Source organism: Janthinobacterium sp. EB271-G4-3-2 (assembly GCF_020858035.1).
GTDB lineage: Bacteria > Pseudomonadota > Gammaproteobacteria > Burkholderiales > Burkholderiaceae_D > Janthinobacterium > Janthinobacterium aestuarii.
The window spans coordinates 344,376-365,280 of sequence record NZ_JACYMG010000006.1 but is presented as its reverse complement, the minus strand read 5'-3'; the positions used below and the strand labels follow the sequence as shown (position 1 = coordinate 365,280).

The following is a 20,905-nucleotide window of genomic DNA, read 5'->3' as shown; positions in this document are numbered from 1 at the left end:
GGTGGCGGGCATCAGTAGTAATTGCCCATCAGCGAAGCCACTTCGACCAGCAGGATGACGGAAAACAGGCGCAGCATTTCGGACAGGCCGTGCGCGGCCCACAGGCGGTTGCGCCGGCCGTGCGGTTCTTCCGGATAGTACGACGAGGCCAGCGGGATCAGGGCCACGGCAAAGCTGAAGAAGATCACCTTGAGCATCAGGATCAGGGCCACGGCCGGATTGAATATTTGCCCCACGACGCGCGTGTAGCCCTGCAGCGCCCACGGCGTAAAACCGTAGATGGTGATGTAGGCGAGGATCAGCGAGGTGACGCAGCTGACGATGGCCAGCATCCACACGGCGAAGATGCCGGACATGACGCGCGGAAAGTATTCGCGGCGCAGCAGGTCGACGCCCTGGCGCTGCATTTTCTCAAGCATGCCGGACGAGCGCATTTGCGCAAACGCAATGCCGTCGGGCAGGGTCAGGCGCAGCGCGACGAACAGGGCGGCCGTCAGGGGGATCAGTTCCAGCACCAGCACGCGCACCACCATTTCCAGCGCATAGCGCGACAGGCCGTAGCTTTGCGCGCTGACGACGACGATGCGTATCAGCACCAGGCTGACGAGCGCGCAGGCCACGCTGAACCACACGAGATTGGGCGCCGTGTTCGTCACGAGCCGGTGCGCGAGGATGGGGCGGTTGTCGCGGTTATAGCTCGATGGCGACAGGGCCAGCGAAAACACGAGAATGGCGAAATGCAGCATGCGCCACCAGCTGACCAGCCAGGCCATGGTGGCCCGGTGCAGGCGGCGCAGGCTGATGATGAGGGAGACGGATAGGGTCATCATGGCATCTTAACATTGGATGCGTTCGATACAAGCGATTGTGCAGCCGTGCACGGCAGCCCCGTTATTGACCGGCCACGCTGGCGATGATGGCGTCGGCCGCCGCCCGCACGCGGGCAGAACGGTTCAGGTCGGCATGCATGACCAGCCACACGTCGTACGCTTCCGCCCGCTCGGGCCAGATGCGCACGAGCTGCGGGTCGATGTCGCCCAGGTGGGTGGCTAGCTCGGCCACGCCCAGGCCCGCCCGCGTGGCTTCCTGCAGCATCGCCGCCGAGTTCACTTCCATGGCGACCCGGGCGTTGGCGACGGATTCGCCGGCGATTTTCTCGCCATGGCGCGGCGTCACGGACTGGTGGTAGATGACGATGTCGTGGCCGGCCAGCGCCGTGCCGCGCACGGGCTCGCCCCGTTCGGCCAGGTAGCTTTTCGACGCATACAGGCCCAGGCTGCGCTTGACGAGGTGGCGCGAGATCAGATCCGGGTCGGTGGGGCGCACGCCGCGCACGGCCAGGTCCGCTTCGCGCCGCGTCAGGCTGGCCAGCGCCGGCGCCACGTTGAGCACGATGCGGATGTCCGGGTGGGCCGCGTGCAGCTGCTGCATGGCGCGGATGACGAAATGGCTGGCCATGGTGTCCGTGGTGGCCACGCGCACCAGGCCGCATAAACGGTTGTCGACGCCCTGCATCTCGCGCTGCAGCTTGTCGGCCGCCCGCTCCATGGCTTCGGCGGCCGTGAGCGCCAGCTCGCCGGCCGGCGTGGGCACGTAGCCCGACGGCGTGCGCAGGAACAGGGTGGCGCCCAGCGAACTTTCCAGCGCGGCCAGGCGGCGCCCGCACGTGGCCTGGTCGATGCGCAGCAGGGCGGCCGCGCCGCGCAGGGTGCCGGCCCGGCCGATGGCGAGAAAGATGCGCGCGTTATCCCAGTCCATCCGTTTCCTTGTGATTGGTGATGCATTTTTGCATCAAGGTGCTGATTTTATGCCTGTTTACTGCATCATGCAACGCTCGCATAATGGCTGCCCCGCTGTCCCTGCAAGGAAATATCATGAATGCCCGCATACCGCTCCTGCTGACCCTGGCCTTCGGCTTCGTCATGGCGATGATCGACGTCACGGCCGTCAACGTGGCCCTGTCCGATATCGCGCTGGACCTGGCCATACCGCTGACGGGCCTGGTCTGGGTGGTCGACGGCTACACCCTGACGTTTGCCGCGCTGCTGCTGGCCGGCGGTGCGCTGGCCGATCGCTACGGGCCGAAAGCCGTGTACCAGGGCGGCCTCGGCATCTTCCTGCTCGGCTCGATCCTGTGCGGCGCCGCGCCCGACGGGCATTTTTTGACGGCCGCGCGGTTGCTGCAAGGCGCGGGCGCGGCCCTGTTCATGCCCAGTTCGCTCAGCCTGCTCACGCACAGCTTTGATGACGAGCGCGAGCGCACGCGCATGCTGGGCGCCTGGTCGGCGCTGGTGGGCGTGGCCGGTGCGTCCGGTCCATTGATCGGCGGCATCCTCGTGCACCAGTTCGGCTGGCGCAGCGTGTTCTGGGTCAACGTGCCGCTGGGCGTGCTGGCCATCGTCATGGCGCAATTGCTGCTGGCCGCGCCGGCGCGTCAGCCGCGCGATCTGTCGCTGTTCAGCCATGCGCTGGGCGTGGCGGCGCTGGCGGGCCTCAGTTTCGTGCTGATCGAAGGGCCCGTGCTGGGCTGGCTGTCGCCCGGCGTGCTGGCGGCGGTGGCATTGACGGCGCTGTCGGCCGGGCAATTGCTGCGGCGCGAGCGCAGCGGCAGCCATCCGCTGTTGCCGCGCGCACTGTTCCACAGCAGCAGCTTTGGCGCGGCCAATGGCGCGGGGTTTTTGATCAATTTCTGCGTCTTCGGCCAGCTGTTCTTATTGAGCCTGTATTTGCAGCAGTCGGGCGGCGCCGACGCCTTGCAGTCGGGCTTGCGCCTGCTGCCCATGATGGCGGCCTATACGGTAGGCAATTTCATGGCGGGAAGTATTGCGGCCCGCCATGGCACGCGCTTGCCCATGCTGGCCGGCTTGCTGGTGGGCGCCGTCATGGCGCTGTTGCTGATGGGCTTGCGTCCGGGTACGCCGTTTGCGCTGCTGGCGCTGGGCACGGCCGTCATGAACGTGGCCATCGGCATCGCCATTCCCGCCATGACGGCCACCGTGATGCGGGTGGCCGGCAAGCAGCATGCGAACAGCGCGGCAGCGGCCCTGAATGCGAACCGGCAAATCGGCGCGCTGGTGGGCGTGGCCCTGATCGGCAGCATCCTGCACATGGTGCAGGACTGGTCGCTGCGCTTGCCGCTGGCCTACGCGACGATTGCCGTCGCGTATGGGCTGGCGGCGGGCCTCGTGTACAAACACGTACATTTGCCGAAGGCCGTCGCCGTCTGACAGTTTATTGCTCGCGCGTGCTGCGCCACTCCACCAGTTCTTCGATGGTCAGTATCGGCATGCCGTGCAGTTCGGCGAAACGTTCGATATCGTCGCCGCGCATCATGGTGCCGTCCGGGTTCATCAGCTCGCACAGCACGGCGGCCGGGTTCAGGCCGGCCATGCGCGACAGGTCGACGGAGCCTTCCGTGTGGCCGCGGCGCTCGAGCACGCCACCGGGCGCGGCGCGCAGGGGGAACACGTGGCCGGGGCGCACCAGGTCGGCGGGCTTGGCGTTCGGCGCGATGGCGGCGCGGATGGTGGTCACGCGGTCGGCGGCCGACACGCCCGTCGTGACGCCGTCGCGCGCCTCGATGGAGACGGTAAACGGCGTGCCGTAGCGGCTGCCGTTGTCGGACGACATGGGCGGCAATTCCAGCGCGCTGACGACGTCCGTCGGCAGGCACAGGCAGACGATGCCGCTGCATTCGCGGATCAGGAGGGCCATGGTTTCGTGCGTGAGTTTTTCGGCAGACAGGATCAGGTCGGCTTCGTTTTCACGGTCGAAATCGTCGAGCAGGATGACGGGAATGCCGGCGCGCATGGCGGCCAGGGCGGATTGGATACGACCTTCGAGGTCGTTGGAAAGCAGGGTATAGCTGTTGACTAACATGGTGAAACGCTCCTCGCATAGGCGAAAAACGCTGCAGGGCAAGCGAATAGACGCAGCCGGCCGCATCGACAGGTCGAGCGGACATCGCGTTTACTGCACATCTTCTTTCATCCGGACTATACCGTCGGCTCTGGAGTTACACCAGATCTGCTGACCTTTCCTCGGATTGGCTTATTAACCTGCTGCGCAGCCCACTCTCGACTTTGCGTTGCTCACTGTACCTTCGTACAGTTGCGCTACTCAAGCCGATATTGAGCTTGCTCGCGACGGTTACTAATGCCAATCCTTGTCGGAAAGCGCTCGCGGGCTTGACCGTTGCCGGTCTTACCGCCGGTGGGGAATCGCACCCCGCCCCGAAGACGTATTGTTGTGCCGGTCCACATGACCGGCGGCAATACTTTAGCACAATTGAAAAAAAGGGGCAGGGCACTGCTGAGTTTGTTATTCGGCAAAGTTGCCTGGGGAAAGCAGTTTTTCCTAAGCTGTTTTTAATGGCGGAAACAGGATTTCAGTGTAAGGTACGCTTACTGAATCTTACCGTTGAGAATACATGAAGCTGAGTAAATTACGCCTGATCTCGGGCGCCGTCTTGCTGGCGTGCGCCTGCATGGCCCAGGCGGAAATCCGTTTGAGCGATCCCCTGCCGCTGGCACCAGAAGTTACCGTCGGAAAACTGCCGAATGGCTTGACCTATTACATCAAGAAAAATGCCCGTCCCGCGCAGAAAGTGGAATTGCGCCTGGTGGTGAAAGCCGGTTCCATCCTGGAAGACGACGACCAGCAAGGCCTGGCCCATTTCACGGAACACATGGCTTTCAACGGTTCCACGCATTTCAAGCGCAATGAACTGATTTCATATCTGCAATCGATCGGCGTGAAGTTCGGCGCCGACTTGAACGCCTACACGAGTTTCGATGAAACCGTGTACGTGCTGCCGATTCCGACGAACAGGAAGGAAAACCTGGAAAAGGGTTTTCTCGTGCTGGAAGACTGGGCGCATGGTTTGAAATTCAACCCGGCCGACATCAATAGCGAGCGCGGCATCGTGCTGGAAGAGGCGCGCCTGGGCAAGGGCGCCAGCGACCGCATGAACAAGGTTCTGTATCCGAAGCTGCTGAACGGTTCGCGCTATGCGGAACGCATGCCGATCGGCAAGGAATCCGTGCTGAAAACCTTCAAGCCGGAAGCCATCAAGCGTTTCTACAAGGATTGGTACCGTCCCGACCTGATGGCCGTGATGGTGGTCGGTGATGTGGAGCCGAGCCAGGCTGAAAAGCTGATCCGGCAGCATTTCGGCAAGCTGAAAAATCCCGCGAAACCGCGTCCGCGCCTGTATGCGGAAGTGCCGCAGCGCTCGCAGACGGAAGCGCTGGTGATCACGGACAAGGAAGCGCCGGACGACAGTGTCTTCATCCGCTACCCGATCCGCGCAGCGCAGGAGCCCGTCACCATCGCCGACTACCGCCGCCAGATGATCGAGAACCTGTATGGCCAAATGCTCAGCGCGCGCATGCAGGAATTGACGCAGCAAGCCAATCCCCCGTTCATCCAGGGCGGCAGCAGCATGGGCAAGCTGGTGCGCGGCTATGAATCGTTCAGCGCGTATGCCTTGCTGGGCAAGGGCGGCGTGCAGCCGGCTGTCGATGCGCTGGTGCAGGAAGATGAGCGGGCGCGCCGCTTCGGCTTCAGCCAGGATGAGCTGGACCGCGCGCGCAAGGACATGCTGCGCAATTACGAGCGCGCCTACAGCGAACGCGACAAGTCCGATTCGGCCGGTTTCGTGGCCGAGTATTCGCGCAACTTCCTGGAGCAGGAGGCCGTCCCCGGCATCGCCAATGAATTGCTGTACGCGCAGGAACTCTTGCCGCAGGTAACCTTGCAGGAAATCAACGAAACGGTGGCCAAGGTGATTCCCGACCAGCAAAAGAAACTGGTGGTCTTCATGGGCGCCGAGCCGAAGGCGGGCGGTGCGGCCTCGACTGTGCCGACGCAGCGGCAATTGCTCGACGCCGTGGCGAAGGCCGAGCAGCAAAAGGTGGAGCCGCGCACGGAAAAAGTCCTGGCCAGCAAGCTGATGGATGGCCCGCCGGCCGGCGGCGGCATCGTCTCGGAAAAGTTGAACAGCGCCATTGGCGTGACGGAACTGACCCTGGGCAATGGCGTGCGCGTGCTGTTGAAACCGACGGACTTCAAGAATGACCAGGTGCTGATGGGCTCGACGCGCTTCGGCGGCCAGTCGCTGTTTGGCGACGCCGACATCTACAACGCCCGCTACGCCAGCGCCGTGGTCGGCAGCATGGGCTTGAAGGACCTGGCGCCGCTGGACTTGCAAAAAGTGTTGGCCGGCAAGACGGTCAACGTGGGCGCGTCGCTGGGCGAGCTGAGCGAAGGTTTTGGCGGCTCGGCCAGCAGCGCCGACGTGGAAGCCATGCTGCAACTGGTGTATTTGTATTTCAATGACGTGCGCAAGGATGCTGGCCTGTACCAGTCCTTCATCGGCAAGCAGCAGGACCTGGCGAAAAACAGCATGGCGCAGCCGGAAGCCGTGTTTTACGACGCCATCCAGCACGCCATGTTTGGCGACAACCCGCGCGTCGATGGCGTGCCGCGCGCGGCCGACTTCGACAAGGTGGGCCTGGACCGTTCGCTGGACATCTTCCGCCAGCGCTTTTCCAGCGCACGCGGCATGACCTTCATCTTCGCGGGCAGCTTCGAGCTCGACAAGATCAAGCCGCTGATCGCCAGCTACCTGGGCACCTTGCCCGTGGGCGACGTGCCGCATGCCTACCGCGACGTGGGCATGCGCCCGGTGACCGGGGTCGTCAAGAAGGAGATTTACATGGGCAGCGAGCCCAAGAGCACGATTTCCATCACCTTCAATGGCGAGGTGGCGTATTCGGACGAGCAAAAGCTGACCTTGCAGGCGCTGGGCGAAGTGCTGAACCTGAAAGTCATCGAAGTGCTGCGGGAAAAGATGAGCATGATCTATGGCGGCGGCTTCGAAACCTCGATGGGCCAGCACCCGTATGGCCATTATTCGGTGGCCTTGAACTTGCCGACGGGACCCGAAAACGTGGACAAGGTGATCGCCGCCGCGTTTGCCGAAATCAACAAGATGAAGACGGACGGGCCATCGGCGGCCGACCTGGAAAAGGTCAAGCTGAACTGGATCACGCGCCAGCAAAAGTCGCTGCGCGAAAACCGCTACTGGATGAGTCAGCTGATGGGTTCCGTGACGCAGGGACGCGACCCCGCGCACATCCTGCGCTACGAACAGCGCGTGCGCGCCATCACGCCGCAAGCCGTCAAGCTGGCGGCGCAGCGCTATCTGGACATGCACAATTATGTGCAGGTGGTAATGTATCCGGAACGCAAAAATGTTGCCGTCAAGTAACCGTCGTGTTTGATCTGCATGGGCGGCAGCATGGCGAAGCTGTTAAACTGCCGCTTATTGATGTGATATCGCAATTTAACAAGCAAGGAAATACGATGGCTAAGAAAGAAGAGCTCGATCCGGAAACCCTGGAGTTGATCAACTGGTGTATCGAGGTCGAAGGCTTCCTCGTGGCTGGCGGCGCCACCGTGGCGCAGGCGCAGGACCACATCGAAGAACAGGTCGAGTGGTTTACCGACCAGTTCTACGACGGCTTGACGCCGGAAGAGGCGGCCAAGGAAGCCTTGGCCTGACCTTCTCAACACGACTTACAGCGGGCGGTGCCTGCCGGGCACAGCCCGGTAGCGCCGCCCGTTTTGCTTTTCTGAAAAGATTTCCATTGGGCAATTAATTCTTCTATTTATTTCCAGGCACCCATGACACTCCGTTCGCGCATTCTCCTCCTGTGTTTCAGCACCTTGCTGGGCATCGTCCTCATCGCTTCATTTTCCCTGTATTCCTTGCGCCAGACCATGATGGCGGAAAGGGTCGAGCAATTGACGGTGCTGGTGGAACTGGCCAACGCGTCCGTGGAAAAGGCATATGCGCTGGAACAGTCGGGCAAGCTCACGCGTGAGCAGGCCCAGCAGCAGGCCAAGCTGGCCATCGGCAGCTTCGCCAAGGACGATATGTATTATTTCGTGCGCGATTTCAGCACGGACTTGCTGTACGTGCATCCAAACGCGTCGCGCATCGGCGTGCCGCAAAAGAACATGAAGCAGTCGGGCGACCGCTACCGCGTGGCCTTGGCCGCCAGCCGCATCGGCCTGGTGCAGGCGGACGGCACGCGCCCAGGCGTGAAGGACCCGGTGGCAAAGATGTATGCCGTGGTGAAATTTGCGCCGTGGGACTGGCTGATCGGCACGGGCACGTATATCGATGACATCAACCACAAGTTCTGGGCTCAGGCGGGTGTGCTGCTGGCCATCGGCGGCGCGCTGATGCTGGTGGTGGGCGCCTTGGCCGCCCTGATGCTGCGCCGCATCCTGGCCCAGCTCGGCGGCGAACCCGACTATGCAGCGGCCATCGTGGCGCAAATCGCCCAGGGCGACCTGACCACGCATATCGATACGCGCCCCGGCGACACGTCGAGTTTGCTGATGGCGATCAAGGCCATGCGCGACAACCTGGCCCATCTGGTGAGCCAGGTGCGCACCGATGCGGAATCGATTTCCACGGCGTCGGGCGAGATCGCCTCGGGCAACCACGACCTGTCGGCGCGCACGGAGCAGCAGGCGGGATCGCTGGAAGAAACGGCGTCGACCATGGAAGAAATGACCTCGACCGTGCGCCAGAATGCGGACAATGCGCGCCAGGCCAACCAGCTGGCCATTTCCGCCTCGCAAGTGGCGAGCCAGGCGGGCGGCGTGGTGAGCCAAGTGGTCGACACCATGGGCGCCATCAATGCCTCGTCGAAAAAGATCGGCGACATCATCGCCGTCATCGACGGCATCGCCTTCCAGACGAATATCCTGGCCCTGAACGCGGCCGTGGAAGCGGCACGCGCGGGCGAGCAGGGCCGTGGCTTCGCCGTCGTGGCCAGCGAGGTGCGCAACCTGGCGCAGCGTTCGGCCGCGGCCGCCAAGGAGATCAAGCAATTGATCGACAGTTCCGCCGAGCAGGTTGGCGCCGGTGAAAAACTGGTGGCGCTGGCCGGCGAGACGATGGAAAAAGTCGTCTCCAGCGTGCGGCACGTGACCGATATCGTGGCCGAGATTTCCTCCGCCAGCGCCGAACAAAGCGCCGGCATCGAGCAGATCAACCAGGCCATCGTCGAGATGGACAACATGACGCAGCAAAACTCGGCCCTCGTCGAGCAGGCATCGGCGGCGGCGCAGGCGATGAACGAGCAGGCGGCGGGCTTGGCGCAGATCGTCAGCGTGTTCAAGGTGGGCGCAGTGGCAGGGGCGCCACGCCCGGCGCAGGCGGCCCAGCGCCGGCTGGCCCGCTAAGTTTTCGTCATAACGGGAACTTATCGCCTGACCATCTGTCGAACTCTTCTTGGTCCTTAGCGGACGCATAGTAGAGGTAAGCATGACAGATGGTTTTTCCTATCACGCGGCATTTGCCCGCAACCTGGGCTGGGTCACGCAGGCGGAGCAAGACAGCTTGCGCGGCAAGCGCGTGGCCATCGCCGGCATGGGCGGCGTCGGCGGCGTGCACTTGCTGACCCTGGCGCGGCTGGGTATCGGCGCTTTCCATATCGCCGATTTCGACACCTTCGATATCGCCAACTTCAATCGCCAGGCCGGCGCCATGGTGTCCACCCTGGGCCAGCCCAAGGTGGCCGTGCTGGCGCAGATGGCGCGCGACATCAATCCCGAACTCGACATCAAGCAGTTCCCCGACGGCATACACGACAGCAACCTGGCCGAGTTCTTTGCCGGTGTCGACCTGTACGTGGACGGCCTGGATTTCTTCGCCTTTCCCGCGCGCCAGGCCACTTTCGCCACCTGCGCCCGCCTGGGCATTCCCGCCATCACGGCCGCGCCGCTGGGCATGGGCACGGCCGTGCTCAGCTTCATGCCGGGCGGCATGACGTTCGAAGAGTATTTTGGCTGGGGCGACTTGCCCGAAGAAGAGAAGGCATTGCGCTTTCTCGTCGGGCTGGCGCCGGCCGGCTTGCACGGTCCTTACCTGGTCGACCCGTCCGCCATCAACCTGAAGGAGCGGCGCGGGCCGTCGACCATCATGGGCTGCCAGCTGTGCGCGGGCGCGGCCGCCACGGAAGCCTTGAAAATTTTGTTGAAACGCGGCAAGGTGATGGCGGCGCCACACGGCGTGCATTTCGACGCCTATCGCAACAAGCTCGTGCATACCTGGCGTCCCGGCGGCAACCGTCATCCGCTGCAGCGCCTGACGATGGCCATCATCAAGCGGCGACGCGCCGCGCAGGGGGCATAAATGGCGCAAGCACTGTTGAACGATCCCGTGCTGGAAAGCATCCTCGACCAGGCGCGCTGGGCGCCCAGCGGCGACAACACGCAGCCGTGGCGCTTTGAAGTCGTGGACCCGCGGCACGTGGTCGTGCATGGCTTCGATACGCGCAGCCACTGCGTGTACGACCTCGACGGCCATCCCAGCCAGCTATCGCTGGGCGCCTTGCTCGAAAGCATGGCGCTGGCGGCCAGCAGCCATGGCTTGCGCATGGAAGCGCGCCGGCGTTTGTCCATGCCCGATACCCTGCCCACCTTCGATGTGCACCTGATCGACAGCCCTGGCATGCAAGCCGATCCGCTGGCGGCGTTCCTGCCGCAGCGCAGCGTGCAGCGGCGGCGGCTCAGCACGCGCAGCCTGCGCGCCAGCGAAAAGGCGGCGCTGGCGGCCAGCTTGCCGCCCGGCTACGGCGTGCAGTGGTTCGAAGGCGGGCGCGCGCGCCTGGCCTGCGCGCGGCTGATGTTCGACAATGCGAAGCTGCGCCTGACCATGCCCGAAGCGCACAAGGTGCACCGCGACGTGATCGAATGGGGGGCGCGCTTCAGCAGCGACCGCATCCCGGAGCAGGCGCTCGGCGTCGACGCGATGACGGCGCGCCTGATGCGCTGGGTCATGCACAGCTGGCGCCGCGTGGATTTTTTCAATACCTGGCTGGGCGGCACCATTGCCCCGCGGCTGCAGATGGACTTGCTGCCGGGCCTGTATTGTGCCGCGCATTTCGTGCTGCTGGCCGATGCGCCGCCGCGCCATATCGACGATTACGTGGCGGCCGGCCGCGCCATGCAGCGCTTCTGGCTCACGGCCACGCAACTGGGACTGCAATTGCAGCCGGAACTGACGCCGCTGATCTTTGCCCGCTATGTGCGCGAGCGGCGCACCTTTTCGCGCACCGATGGCATGCAGGAAATGGCGCAGGAACTGGCCGTGCAATGCCAGGCCGCGCTGGGGGCGGCGGCGGTCGAGCGGGCCGTGTTCCTCGGGCGCATCGGCGCGGGGCCGGCGGCCAGTGCGCGCTCCTTGCGCCGTCCGCTGCAAGACTTGCTGGTGGCGCCCACAACGGGGCAGTAGCGCGCGTGACGCCGTGCGCGCCACGGCGTCGGCATCAGCGCCGGCGCCGTGGCGCCAGGCAAGCCAGCGCCGCCAGGCCCGCCGCCAGCAGCGGCAAGGTGCCGGGCAGCGCGACTGGCGTGACGCCTGGCACGTAGGCCAGTTCGGAACTGTTCAGCATGTTCAACACGAGGGTGTAGTTGCCCGCCACCAGATTGTCCGTGACGGCGCCGTATTGCCCGCCGCACGTCTTGCCGGTGCCCGTGCCCGTGGGCGCGCCGCAGCCGCTGGGGTCGTAGGTGAACACGCTGCCGCTGGTCAGCGGCGTTTGCGCGTAGCCCGTATTGAGGTTGGCGGCGTCGGCCAGTTCGGTGCCGCCCAGGATGCCGGAGCCCAGGTTGCCGTCGGGCGCCCAGTTGAAGACGATCTGGCCATTGTCATCGATGATGCTGAACGTCATCGCCATATTCGTCGTGGCCGCCGAGCCCGTGCCGGCCAGCGCATCGAGGTACAGCTGCATGAAGGGCAGGGCCTGGAAGCTGAAGGCCAGGGTTGCGCCCGGTTGGCCGACGACGAAATTGATGGCCAGGGCCGTGCTGGAACCGTTGCGTCCCGAGGCGTCGGCGCTGCCGCCGCCCGTGAGGAAGGTTTCTGCCGCATTCACGGTATGCGTGCTGGTCGAGCCCGGCGGGAACGGGGGAATTTGCGAAGTGATGATTTGCGCCTCGCCGCGCGCATACGCGGCGTTGCCCATGCCTTGCTGCGTAAAATCGTTTTGTCCCTTGGTGACGGCGCCGCGTGTCGCTTGCGGCGCGTCGATCTCGTTGCTGCCGCCGTGGATGACGCTGCTGCCATTGAGCGTGGCGGTGGTGCGCGACACGTCGATATTGCTGATCAAGGTGGTGGAACCGGTGGGGTTGCTGATGACCAGGCCAAAGACGCTGGTGTAGGAATAGCCATAGGCGGCGGCGCTGGCAGTGCCGCTGCCGGCCAGTAACAGCAAGGCCAGCAGGGCCGTTGGCAAGCGGGTACAAGAAAATATAGTCATGAAAATCCTCATCTGCCGGTCGGCCGCGTTGTAAGGAAAACCGACAGGCTTGCCGCATAAAAAAAGGCGAGGAGACTCCCTCGCCTGTGAATCCCCCCTGTTGCCTGGTTCAGACGGTAACTTTGCGGCGGCGGGCGTAGCCCAGGCCAGCCAGGCCCAGGCCCAGCAGTGCCAGAGTGCCAGGTTCCGGCACCGCCTGTTTCACCAGGTCCACGCTTTCCACCGCATTCAAGGTCAAGGTGTAGTTGCCGGCCGTTAAAGCATTGCTGACGGAGCTGAAGTTGCTGCCGCACGCCGTACCCACGCCGGTGCCCGTGGGCGTGCCGCAGCCGGAAGGGTCGTAGGTGAACAGGTTGCCGCGCGTGAGGAAATTGGTCGCCAGGCTGGTGTTCAGGTTGGCGCCGTCGGCGTTTTCCGTGCCGCCGAAGATGCCCGAGCCGATCACGCCGTCTGGCGTCCAGTTGAATACCGTCGCGCCGGCCGCGTCCGTGATGGTGAAGGTGACGACCAGGTTGGCCGTGGCCGTGGACAGCTGCCCGACCGTGCTTTGCAGGAAGACCTGCATGAAGGGCGATGCCAGGAAGTCGAAGCTCAAGGTTGCCGTGGGCGAGCCGACGATGAAATCGACCGAGAAGCCCGTCGTCGAGCCGTTGCGCCCGGACGCATCGGCCGTGCCGGCAGGTCCGTCAAGGTGGGCTTCGGCCACGTTGACGGCCTGGGTGGAGGTGGAGCCGGGCGGGAACGACGGGAACTGCGTGCTGACGATCTGCGCATCGCCGCGCGAAAAGGTGCCGATGGGACCTTGTTGCGTGAAGTCGTTTTCGCCCTTGATGACGGGGCCGACGTTGGCGCGCGGCGCGTCGAGCGAGCCGGCGCCGCCATTGATGACGCTCACGCCATTCAGGGTGGCCGTGCTGCGCGAGATGGTGGTGCTGTTGGCCACCGTGATCTGGCCCGTCGGCACGGCGATCACCAGGCCGAAGATGTTGTTGTACGAATAGCCGTAGGCGCCCGCTTGTGCGCTACCGGCCGCGCACAGCATGGCCAATGCCGCTGCGGCCGGGAGCAGTTTCAGTTTAGAAAGTTTCATGTCATTCACCTCATGGTTGAGTGAGTCTGGAAGTCTTGCCTGAGACCTGTCGGCAGGTGCTCATGGCCAGTACCTAGCGACTTCCATGCCAACGCATGAGGTTCTTTTGAAATCAACGACTTGGCGTGCTTTTATTGACGCGGTGCAAGCTTTGCCGGATGCGCTGTAAGAAAAACCGACGCCAGCTTTTCAAGGCTGGCCATCCTGCGGCAACGAGCCCAGCAGGGCGTGGATATGGGGCAGCAAGCGTTGCCTTGGCACATAGTCGCGCATGGCCGTGGCCAGCTGGCGCGCCGCCAGCCTGGCCCGGCCATCGTCGAGCATGCGCGTGGCGGCATGGCGCAAAGCGGTTTCCTGGAAGCGGTCGGCGCGCAGCAGCAGGCCGGCGCCGGTGCCCACGATGCCGTGCATGTTGAGAAATTGGTCGAGGTTGCCGGCGATGCCGATGACGGGCACGCCTGCCGTCAGCGCTTGCTGGCTGGTGGGGCTGCCGCCGTTGCAGATCACCAGGCTGGCGCGCCGGGCGGCAGCGTCGCCCGGCAGAAAGGGCGCGACATAGGCATTCGGCGGCACGGCATCGACGCGGATCGTGCCGGCCGTGGCCGCCAGTACGGTGACGGGCAGGGGCGCCAGCGCGCGCAGCACGCGCGGCAGCAATTGCCCTTGGCCGGAACTGCCCAGGGTGACATAGATGATGGGCCGTCCGCTGCTCAGTTCCGGGCGCTGCCACCAGTCCGGCAAGTCGAGCGGCGGCGCCCAGATGACGGGGCCCAGGTAGTCGTGCGTGGACGGCATGCCGTGCGGCGGGAACAGTTGCGGAATATCCGCGTACAAGGTGCGGTCGGCATCCGTATAGATGCGTCGCAGGTCGCTGCCCAGCGATGGCAAGCCATGGCGGCGGCGCACGCGGTTCAGGGGCACGGCGTGCGAAGCGAAGGCCAGCGGGCGGATCAGGCGGAACAGGGGATCGGCCAGCCAGATGGGTAGCACGCCCGTCAGGGGCAGGTTGGGCACCGTGTAGTGCTGGCGCACCCAGGGACTCCAGTAGGCGTTGCTGACGGTAATGTAGGGGATGCGCTGCAGGCGCGCGCTGACCGACAGCGACAGGCGGAAGTCGCCGATTACAAGGTCGGGCTGGACGGCATTGAGCAGGCGCAAGTCGTCTTCGACATACGCGTGCAAGGTGCTTTCCGTATACACGGGCTTGCCGTGCGCCAGCGCCTGCAGAAATTGCAGCGATGAAATACTGTCGATACGCCAGCGGCGGAAGGGGGCTTGCTTGAAACAAAAGTCATACCCATCGGCGCAGGCAAAATGCACCTCGTATTTTGCCTCGTCCAGGCCTTGGGCCAGACTCAGGGGGCGGCCAACATGGGCCAGGGTCACTGCCTCGGCCATAAAGAGGATTTTCTTGCGCGCCATGGAGATCGCTTGCACTCGTGCTGGAGAGGATGCCTGCAAAGTTGGAGTGGCGCCACGCCGTTTAGTTCCCCGCCGCCGGCCAATGGCGGGCGCCAGGATTTGGCTGCATCGGCTACAGTGGGGTAAAGGAGGCCACCATGCAGCCACAATTTCATCTTGCCCCGCTGCGTGCGCACAGCACGCCCGAACCCGATATGCCGCCACCGCCGGAAGGCGATCCCCTCAAGCCGCCGCCGGAACCGCCGCCGCACATCGACCCCGTGCCGGTCGAGGAACCAACGCCGCCGCCACCGCCCGTGAAAATGCATTGAGCGGTTCTCGGACCGTGGCGCCGCGCCATGGGTAGCGGTGGGCAGGCGCGCGCGATGTTTATTTCCAAGCGGAAATGGAAGGCGCGGGCCTCGCCAGAGGCACGCCATTTAAACAACAAAAATGCGCAAAAATGTTGCCTTGTGGATACAAATCAAGCTCCAACTGCTGAGTGTCATGCGGCCGTCACGATTCTGTTCTTATAATGAGACATCATAAAAATTCTTGTACAGGAGACCATCGTGGGCAATTCCTTGCATAACAAAATCTATCTGGGCCGGCGGCCCGTGATCACCAGCAAACACCTCGTGGCGCTGGCCCTGGCGGGCGCCGTGGCTGGTTGCGGCCTGGCATGGCTGCTGCTGCGCAGCTACAAATAACGGTCGTTGCGCCCGTGTTTCCGCCGCCTGGCCGCATGGCGGTCGGCAGTAGATTCACGTTGCCTGTTGCCGATGCGCAGCGGGGCGCGTACCATGGGGGCCGAACACCTGGCCTTTTATGGAAAAGTAATGAAGAACGAGAAATTAACAACCGATGAATATGACGCGCTGGAGCAAGTTGCACGCGGCATCAAGACCGAGCGCCCCAGTGCTTGCGTTGCCCGCAATGCCAAGCGCCTGTCGGGTCTGAAGCTGCTCAGCTATGCACGCGACGGCCGTCTGTCCATCACCGAGAAAGCACAACAACTGCTGTTCCTGCGCCGCTGCATCATGGGTTTGCGCGCTGTCGCCACCGATCCGCTGACCAAGCTCGATACGGACGTGGCGTATTTTCTGGGCAAGAAAGCCCACATCGTGGCGCGCGCCGAAGGCGAAGGCCACGACATTTCCGACAAGGGCCGCGAATCGCTGGCCGACATCGACACCCTGGGCCTGTAAGGCTCACAACCGGCCCCTGGGGCCGGTTTTCACATCTTCCCTCACTTTTAATTTCCCCCTTGGAGAACACTTTGGACAGCGCGATGAACTGGTCGGCCCACGAACTGACGATGACGGTCCTGATGACGCCCGATATGGCCAACTTTTCCGGCAACGTGCACGGCGGCACCATCCTGAAATACCTCGACAGCGTCGCCTACGCCTGCGCCAGCCGCTATTCGGGCAGCTATGTGGTGACCTTGTCGGTGGACCAGGTGATGTTCCTGCAGCCTATTCACGTGGGCGAGCTGGTGACGTTCCTCGCCTCGATCAATTACACGGGTACGACGTCGATGGAAGTGGGTATTCGCGTGGTAACGGAAAACATCCAGCAGCGCCTGGTGCGCCATGCCAACAGCTGCTACTTCACGATGGTGGCCGTCGACGCCAACCGCAAGCCGGTGGCCGTGCCGCCGCTGGTGCTCGAGACACCGGAACAGCACGCGCGCTTCGAGCAGGCCAAGCTGCGCAAGCTGTCGCGCCAGAAAGTGTCGAAGAAATAGTTGTGTAGCGATATCGATGGCCGCAGCCGCTTATTGGCCACGTGCGTAGCACATTTGCATTTCTGCGCAACGTATGGGGCCTGGCAAATGCGTCCAGTCGCCCGGGTTGGGGAATGTGAAGGCGCATATTTGATGAATGGCTTGCGGCGGCAAAAATCCCTGATCTCTTCCCAGTTGTATTGCCCAACAATCTGCGGCCCTTTCGTTGCTGCCTACATATTGATGCGCACATTCATGCGTATAGACATACCATTGTATAAAAGGCGGAAGGTAGAAAAAATCAGGGCGGAATAATAATACGCCTGGCCGTGCCATTGCAATATCCGGGATGGCGGCCACATAAGAAACCGCGCCGCCGCATGTCAGGGTTTGCCCGGCAATGATGGGGGCAACCCCCATGGGTTGAAGGATGACTTGCGCGGCGACTGGCGGGCCGAGGATTGCGGCCAACACAATAAGCGACAGAGATACTGTTAAAGTTTTCATTTTCAGTGGCGATGCTTCAATTGTATGGCGCGGATAATTTTGGCGCAGTGATTTTGACATCAGCGGTTAGCTTGCATCTTCCAGTTCTTTGGGGAAGGCGCACCTTTTCTTTCTTGACTGGATCTGCTCAAGCTGATTTTTTAGTGTGGAAATCAATCCCAAACGGGGGAGCGGTAGAATTTCCGGGTCTTGCAAGAGCTGAATGAATTGTCCGATCCGTTCGTTCCCGGAATTGCAGTCTCCCATGGCAAATTCGGAAATCGCCCAATCCGCGATAATGTAGGCTCTCGCGCCATTAATGCCGAACGCAGATTCGCCGCGCAGTACATTCAGGGAATCCTGAAAAGCAGCCCGTCCTTCGTGTATTTTTCCGGTCGAAAACATCAATCGCGCCTTGTATCGTCTTGCTTCCGACTGCATCGAGGGCACCGCATCCTTGATGGCGACGGCCCGTTCAACCAGGGTCGTGGCACTTTTCCAGTCATAAATATTCAACGCTTCCGATATCAATACCAATAGTTGGGGAATTCCCGCATGGTCGCCGAGGCGCGGTAGCAATGCCGTGGCATATTGTATGTTTGCCAGTACCTGTGGAGATACCATGGAATTCATCGCCATCAGCATTTGGGGATTGTTTGATTGATATTGAATCTGGATCATGTTCTGGCGCAGATTTGACACGGCATTCACGGATTTGTTGAATTCTTCCATATCCCTGAAAAGTTCATTGCGTGGCTGGCTCCAGAATATGTCAAAAAGAGAAATTGCACTTAAAAGTATGCCAATGAGTAAGGCCAGGAAGCTTGTTCTTTTTTGAATTATTTCAAATCTTCCGTGTTCCGGATTTTCGAGGCGATTCATCCGAAGATCCATTGCATGTATTTTCGACTCGATCGAGGATTTATCCTCCGGATCGGTGGTGTTGCTTTCCGGTACAGGATTGGAATTCATGGCGGAAATTTCCAGTCTTGGCTGCATTATTGAATTTATCGTTATCTGCATTCCCTGATGTGACTATATTCTGAAAATGTCGGTGAAGTTTGATCTTGAGTAACGTATGTGATTATTCGACGTCTTTATGTTTTTTATCTGAAAGTACTTTCATTTTTTATGATAGGAAATCTTTCCCGAGAAGGCAGTCAGCCGGTGCGGCTGGCAAATCGACGGGCAAAAAAAAGCCACCAGATCACTCTGGTGGCTTTTTATCGTACTGCAATTTGCAGCGGCTAATCGTGATTAACGGTCGCCGTAGCTGCGGCGTGCGCCGTCGGTGCTGCGCGGGTTGGAGCCCTTGTAGCCGCCGCCAGTGCTAGGGGCGCCGTCCTTGCGTGGTGCGCCCGGCTTGCTGAACGTGCGTTGTCCTGGCTTCGCGCCGCCACGGTTGTCGCCTGGTTTCCAGCCGCCTGGGCGGGCGCTCGAACGTGGTGCCGAAGCCGTTTTCTTCGGTTCGAAACCTTCGATGACATTGACCGGGATCAACTGCTTGGTGAAGCGTTCGATGCGCTTGACGTTCATGCCTTCAGCGTGGTTCACCAGCGAGATGGCCAGGCCATTGCGGCCAGCGCGGCCGGTACGGCCGATGCGGTGGACGTAGTCTTCAGGGAACTTCGGCAGATCGTAGTTGAACACGTGGGTGATCGTTGGCACGTCGATACCGCGGGCGGCAACGTCGGTGGCAACCAGCACTTTGACCTGGCCGCGGCGCATGCCGTCCAGGGTGCGGTTACGCGCGCCTTGATGCATGTCGCCGTGCAAGGCGGCAGCCGAGAACCCGGCGATGTTCAGACGGTCGGCGATGGTGTCGGCGTCACGCTTGGTGGCGGTGAACACAACAGCCTGGTCCAGCGATTCGTCGCGCAGCAGGTGGTCCAGCAGGCGATTCTTGTGCGACAGATCGTCGACGAAGTGGACGCGCTGGGTGATGTTTTCATGCTTGTTGCTCGAGCTTGCCACTTGGATGACCAGCGGGTTCTTCGTGATGCGGCGGGCCATGTTGCCAACGACGCCGTCCAGCGTTGCCGAGAACAGCATGGTTTGACGGCCTTCCGGCGTCGCTTCCACGATTTTTTCGATGTCGTCGATGAAACCCATGTCCAGCATGCGGTCGGCTTCGTCCAGCACCAGGATTTCCAGTTGCGAGAAGTCGATCTTGCCCGAGTCCATGTGGTCGATCAGACGGCCAGGGGTGGCGACCAGAATCTCAGGATTCTTGGCCAGCAATTGCATCTGTTTAGGGTAAGGCATGCCGCCCAGAATCGACACAGCCTTGATGCGGCGGATGCCGGTGCTGTACTTGTCGGTGTTGGTGGTCACTTGCAGGGCCAGTTCGCGCGTTGGCGTCAGCACCAGCATTTTTGGCTGGGCAGCTTTGAAACGTGGACGCTCGCCGCGGGCGCGCGATGCTTGCATTTCCTGGTTTGGCGTTTTGCCGGCGGCGCTTTGTTCGGCGCTGGCCAGTTTGTGCAGCGACGGCAGCATGAAAGCTGCGGTCTTGCCCGAACCGGTTTGCGACGAGACCAGCAGGTCACGGCCTTCGATCGCGGCTGGAATCGCTTGCGACTGTACCGCGGTTGGCGCGGTGTAGCCCGATTCGGTCAGAGCGGCGATGATGGACGGATGCAGGCCTAAGGATTCAAATGTCATTCTTTTCTTTCGTAAAAATCAGCGTTCTTGCAAAAAGCAGAACGCAAAATAGCAACGCCAACCAAAACGAAATGACTCAACTAGAAAGAAATTTCGGCACAAAAGCTTTGCGCCGGGACGGTGTCAGGTGCGACACACAAGGCGGGAGGGCTTTATAAGCGGCATCCTGTGGATGCGCTAAGGCTTGCGAAGCTGCTAAGTTTGTAGTGCATGACTGCGGTGTTGCCATCGCTTCAAGGGAACATATTGCAGCGCACAACGACACTATACCGTATTTGACGCCGTTTTGCACGGGCTAAATGGGAAGAAACGAAAGTCCTACCACGTTTTGCGCATGTTTCCTATGTGAAATCAGTAGGAGTACGTAGTTTTCGTCCGTTCAGTTGAGCATGGCCACGATGTCGGCGGGCAGCGGCGGCGCCTGTCGCGTTTCCCTGGCCAGATTGATTTGCCGGGTGACCTGCGCCAGTTCGACCAGGCTGCGTTCCAGCTGATACGTTCCCTTTGCGTGCAGCCAGGCCAGCACGTCGTCCAAGTGCCAAATAGTAGCGCTGCCCTCATGCACGGGCACGGGAAAGCTGTGGCGGTATTTGCTCATCAGCTTGTGCAGGTTTTGCCGGGACAGGCCCAGTACCTGCGCCACGTCGGTCAGGCCCACGAAGTCGGGCGAGGCCTCGACCAGCACGGCCTCGGGCACGATGGCCTTGACGTCGGCCAGGGCGCTGAGCAGCGCTTCCCTGGCATTGCTGGCCTCGCGCGTGAATTCCAGCGCCAGGCGTCCCGCTTGCCCGATGCCGACCAGGGCGTCGTCGCAACCGCCGCTGCCCAGGCGCTCGGCCAGCGCGTCGAGGTCGTGTTCGTGGTCGGGCAGGCGGTACTTGAGAGTGAAGATGTAATCCATGATGGTTAGCCCCTGGATTTGCGTTGCATGCAGTCGTGCATCAGTTTGTTGAAAGTGCAATTGTCGACCACCCGCCGGATCGCCCGCGCGTGGTTGCCCGGGTTTTTTGGCGTGCTCCAGATGCAGGCGATGCAGAATTCGCCGCAGCGGCAGCCGTCGTCATTGTAGGGGCAATACATTTTGCCCCAGGCATGGCTGCCGCCCACTTCCACTCGCCAGCCCTGGCTTTCCGCGTGGCGCAGCGCCGCTTCGATTTCTTTCTTGGGATGCGAGGAGCGCGCCATGCGATG

The 20,905-nt window shown here is 62.1% G+C and carries 21 protein-coding genes and 1 riboswitch; of the genes, 10 read left to right on the top strand and 11 right to left on the bottom strand.

What is annotated here, in order from left to right; all coding sequences use genetic code 11:
* Window positions 1-11: 11 nt before the first annotated feature.
* Together IGS55_RS15680 and IGS55_RS15675 are read right to left on the bottom strand one after the other, a co-directional pair.
* On the bottom strand, window positions 12-830 hold the full coding sequence (locus IGS55_RS15680) for an MlaE family ABC transporter permease (RefSeq protein ID WP_128142558.1): 819 nt from the start codon (window positions 828-830) through the stop codon (window positions 12-14).
* 61 nt (window positions 831-891) lie between these two features.
* Window positions 892-1,758: a LysR family transcriptional regulator gene (locus IGS55_RS15675; RefSeq protein WP_230516396.1), complete on the bottom strand. Its 867-nt coding sequence runs from the start codon at window positions 1,756-1,758 to the stop codon at window positions 892-894.
* 116 nt (window positions 1,759-1,874) lie between these two features.
* Between IGS55_RS15675 and IGS55_RS15670 the strand changes: the two genes are divergently transcribed.
* A complete protein-coding gene (locus IGS55_RS15670) occupies window positions 1,875-3,227 on the top strand; it encodes an MFS transporter (RefSeq protein WP_230516395.1) in 1,353 nt (450 codons plus the stop codon).
* Between the two features lie 4 nt (window positions 3,228-3,231).
* On the opposite strand, the gene ribB is transcribed toward IGS55_RS15670, so the two are convergent.
* Entirely contained in the window at window positions 3,232-3,879 is a 648-nt protein-coding gene (ribB, locus tag IGS55_RS15665) for a 3,4-dihydroxy-2-butanone-4-phosphate synthase (protein WP_046683947.1), read from the bottom strand.
* Window positions 3,880-3,974: 95 nt separating this feature from the next.
* A riboswitch (FMN riboswitch) is annotated at window positions 3,975-4,244 on the bottom strand.
* 185 nt (window positions 4,245-4,429) lie between these two features.
* Here ribB and IGS55_RS15660 point away from each other — a divergent pair.
* From IGS55_RS15660 to IGS55_RS15640, 5 genes are all read left to right on the top strand, one after another.
* Window positions 4,430-7,273 carry a M16 family metallopeptidase gene (locus tag IGS55_RS15660; RefSeq protein WP_230516394.1) on the top strand — a complete coding sequence of 948 codons (2,844 nt, stop codon included), beginning with the start codon at window positions 4,430-4,432 and terminating at the stop codon, window positions 7,271-7,273.
* Window positions 7,274-7,368: 95 nt separating this feature from the next.
* Window positions 7,369-7,566 (top strand): hypothetical protein, encoded by a 198-nt coding sequence (locus tag IGS55_RS15655; protein ID WP_010399555.1) that lies wholly within the window; start codon window positions 7,369-7,371, stop codon window positions 7,564-7,566.
* 123 nt (window positions 7,567-7,689) lie between these two features.
* Window positions 7,690-9,264: a methyl-accepting chemotaxis protein gene (locus tag IGS55_RS15650; protein ID WP_230516393.1), complete on the top strand. Its 1,575-nt coding sequence runs from the start codon at window positions 7,690-7,692 to the stop codon at window positions 9,262-9,264.
* An 82-nt stretch (window positions 9,265-9,346) separates the two neighbouring features.
* Window positions 9,347-10,216 (top strand): ThiF family adenylyltransferase, encoded by an 870-nt coding sequence (locus IGS55_RS15645; protein ID WP_230516392.1) that lies wholly within the window; start codon window positions 9,347-9,349, stop codon window positions 10,214-10,216.
* A complete protein-coding gene (locus IGS55_RS15640; protein ID WP_230516391.1) occupies window positions 10,217-11,317 on the top strand; it encodes a nitroreductase family protein in 1,101 nt (366 codons plus the stop codon). It abuts the gene before it with no gap.
* 34 nt (window positions 11,318-11,351) lie between these two features.
* Here IGS55_RS15640 and IGS55_RS15635 read toward each other — a convergent pair whose 3' ends face one another.
* The 3 genes from IGS55_RS15635 to IGS55_RS15625 form a co-directional block, all read right to left on the bottom strand.
* Window positions 11,352-12,344 (bottom strand): EDSAP-1 family PEP-CTERM protein, encoded by a 993-nt coding sequence (locus tag IGS55_RS15635; protein WP_230516390.1) that lies wholly within the window; start codon window positions 12,342-12,344, stop codon window positions 11,352-11,354.
* Between the two features lie 109 nt (window positions 12,345-12,453).
* Complete coding sequence (locus IGS55_RS15630; RefSeq protein ID WP_230516389.1) at window positions 12,454-13,434, bottom strand: EDSAP-1 family PEP-CTERM protein; 981 nt, start codon at window positions 13,432-13,434, stop codon at window positions 12,454-12,456.
* 189 nt (window positions 13,435-13,623) lie between these two features.
* On the bottom strand, window positions 13,624-14,856 hold the full coding sequence (locus tag IGS55_RS15625; RefSeq protein WP_230516388.1) for a glycosyltransferase: 1,233 nt from the start codon (window positions 14,854-14,856) through the stop codon (window positions 13,624-13,626).
* A 137-nt stretch (window positions 14,857-14,993) separates the two neighbouring features.
* Between IGS55_RS15625 and IGS55_RS15620 the strand changes: the two genes are divergently transcribed.
* The 4 genes from IGS55_RS15620 to IGS55_RS15605 all read left to right on the top strand — a co-directional run bounded on the left by IGS55_RS15620 (window position 14,994) and on the right by IGS55_RS15605 (window position 16,585).
* On the top strand, window positions 14,994-15,167 hold the full coding sequence (locus IGS55_RS15620; protein ID WP_200873002.1) for a hypothetical protein: 174 nt from the start codon (window positions 14,994-14,996) through the stop codon (window positions 15,165-15,167).
* 240 nt (window positions 15,168-15,407) lie between these two features.
* Window positions 15,408-15,545, top strand: a complete 138-nt coding sequence (locus IGS55_RS15615; RefSeq protein WP_162995739.1) for a hypothetical protein — start codon at window positions 15,408-15,410, stop codon at window positions 15,543-15,545.
* 129 nt (window positions 15,546-15,674) lie between these two features.
* On the top strand, window positions 15,675-16,043 hold the full coding sequence (locus tag IGS55_RS15610) for a hypothetical protein (RefSeq protein ID WP_034749696.1): 369 nt from the start codon (window positions 15,675-15,677) through the stop codon (window positions 16,041-16,043).
* 83 nt (window positions 16,044-16,126) lie between these two features.
* The gene (locus IGS55_RS15605; RefSeq protein ID WP_034750191.1) at window positions 16,127-16,585 is read left to right on the top strand and encodes an acyl-CoA thioesterase; all 459 of its coding nucleotides are present in this window, start codon (window positions 16,127-16,129) and stop codon (window positions 16,583-16,585) included.
* Between the two features lie 30 nt (window positions 16,586-16,615).
* Here the strand turns inward: IGS55_RS15605 and IGS55_RS15600 are convergent, their stop codons facing one another.
* The 5 genes from IGS55_RS15600 to IGS55_RS15580 form a co-directional block, all read right to left on the bottom strand.
* A complete protein-coding gene (locus tag IGS55_RS15600) occupies window positions 16,616-17,131 on the bottom strand; it encodes a hypothetical protein (protein WP_230516387.1) in 516 nt (171 codons plus the stop codon).
* A 6-nt stretch (window positions 17,132-17,137) separates the two neighbouring features.
* Entirely contained in the window at window positions 17,138-18,022 is an 885-nt protein-coding gene (locus tag IGS55_RS15595; protein ID WP_230516386.1) for a hypothetical protein, read from the bottom strand.
* Between the two features lie 285 nt (window positions 18,023-18,307).
* Complete coding sequence (locus IGS55_RS15590) at window positions 18,308-19,714, bottom strand: DEAD/DEAH box helicase (protein WP_035820280.1); 1,407 nt, start codon at window positions 19,712-19,714, stop codon at window positions 18,308-18,310.
* 379 nt (window positions 19,715-20,093) lie between these two features.
* On the bottom strand, window positions 20,094-20,615 hold the full coding sequence (locus IGS55_RS15585) for a helix-turn-helix transcriptional regulator (RefSeq protein ID WP_230516385.1): 522 nt from the start codon (window positions 20,613-20,615) through the stop codon (window positions 20,094-20,096).
* Window positions 20,616-20,620: 5 nt separating this feature from the next.
* On the bottom strand, window positions 20,621-20,899 hold the full coding sequence (locus IGS55_RS15580; RefSeq protein ID WP_230516384.1) for a hypothetical protein: 279 nt from the start codon (window positions 20,897-20,899) through the stop codon (window positions 20,621-20,623).
* Window positions 20,900-20,905 lie beyond the last annotated feature (6 nt).

Excerpts from the sequence above, each read along its gene's own strand:
- IGS55_RS15680 (WP_128142558.1), bottom strand. The coding sequence starts at position 830 with ATGATGACCCTATCCGTCTCCCTCATCATCAGCCTGCGCCGCCTGCAC.
- IGS55_RS15675 (WP_230516396.1), bottom strand. The coding sequence starts at position 1,758 with ATGGACTGGGATAACGCGCGCATCTTTCTCGCCATCGGCCGGGCCGGC.
- IGS55_RS15670 (WP_230516395.1), top strand. The coding sequence starts at position 1,875 with ATGAATGCCCGCATACCGCTCCTGCTGACCCTGGCCTTCGGCTTCGTC.
- ribB (WP_046683947.1), bottom strand. The coding sequence starts at position 3,879 with ATGTTAGTCAACAGCTATACCCTGCTTTCCAACGACCTCGAAGGTCGT.
- IGS55_RS15660 (WP_230516394.1), top strand. The coding sequence starts at position 4,430 with ATGAAGCTGAGTAAATTACGCCTGATCTCGGGCGCCGTCTTGCTGGCG.
- IGS55_RS15655 (WP_010399555.1), top strand. The coding sequence starts at position 7,369 with ATGGCTAAGAAAGAAGAGCTCGATCCGGAAACCCTGGAGTTGATCAAC.
- IGS55_RS15650 (WP_230516393.1), top strand. The coding sequence starts at position 7,690 with ATGACACTCCGTTCGCGCATTCTCCTCCTGTGTTTCAGCACCTTGCTG.
- IGS55_RS15645 (WP_230516392.1), top strand. The coding sequence starts at position 9,347 with ATGACAGATGGTTTTTCCTATCACGCGGCATTTGCCCGCAACCTGGGC.
- IGS55_RS15640 (WP_230516391.1), top strand. The coding sequence starts at position 10,217 with ATGGCGCAAGCACTGTTGAACGATCCCGTGCTGGAAAGCATCCTCGAC.
- IGS55_RS15635 (WP_230516390.1), bottom strand. The coding sequence starts at position 12,344 with ATGACTATATTTTCTTGTACCCGCTTGCCAACGGCCCTGCTGGCCTTG.
- IGS55_RS15630 (WP_230516389.1), bottom strand. The coding sequence starts at position 13,434 with ATGAAACTTTCTAAACTGAAACTGCTCCCGGCCGCAGCGGCATTGGCC.
- IGS55_RS15625 (WP_230516388.1), bottom strand. The coding sequence starts at position 14,856 with ATGGCGCGCAAGAAAATCCTCTTTATGGCCGAGGCAGTGACCCTGGCC.
- IGS55_RS15620 (WP_200873002.1), top strand. The coding sequence starts at position 14,994 with ATGCAGCCACAATTTCATCTTGCCCCGCTGCGTGCGCACAGCACGCCC.
- IGS55_RS15610 (WP_034749696.1), top strand. The coding sequence starts at position 15,675 with ATGAAGAACGAGAAATTAACAACCGATGAATATGACGCGCTGGAGCAA.
- IGS55_RS15605 (WP_034750191.1), top strand. The coding sequence starts at position 16,127 with ATGAACTGGTCGGCCCACGAACTGACGATGACGGTCCTGATGACGCCC.
- IGS55_RS15600 (WP_230516387.1), bottom strand. The coding sequence starts at position 17,131 with ATGTCAAAATCACTGCGCCAAAATTATCCGCGCCATACAATTGAAGCA.
- IGS55_RS15595 (WP_230516386.1), bottom strand. The coding sequence starts at position 18,022 with ATGAATTCCAATCCTGTACCGGAAAGCAACACCACCGATCCGGAGGAT.
- IGS55_RS15590 (WP_035820280.1), bottom strand. The coding sequence starts at position 19,714 with ATGACATTTGAATCCTTAGGCCTGCATCCGTCCATCATCGCCGCTCTG.
- IGS55_RS15585 (WP_230516385.1), bottom strand. The coding sequence starts at position 20,615 with ATGGATTACATCTTCACTCTCAAGTACCGCCTGCCCGACCACGAACAC.
- IGS55_RS15580 (WP_230516384.1), bottom strand. The coding sequence starts at position 20,899 with ATGGCGCGCTCCTCGCATCCCAAGAAAGAAATCGAAGCGGCGCTGCGC.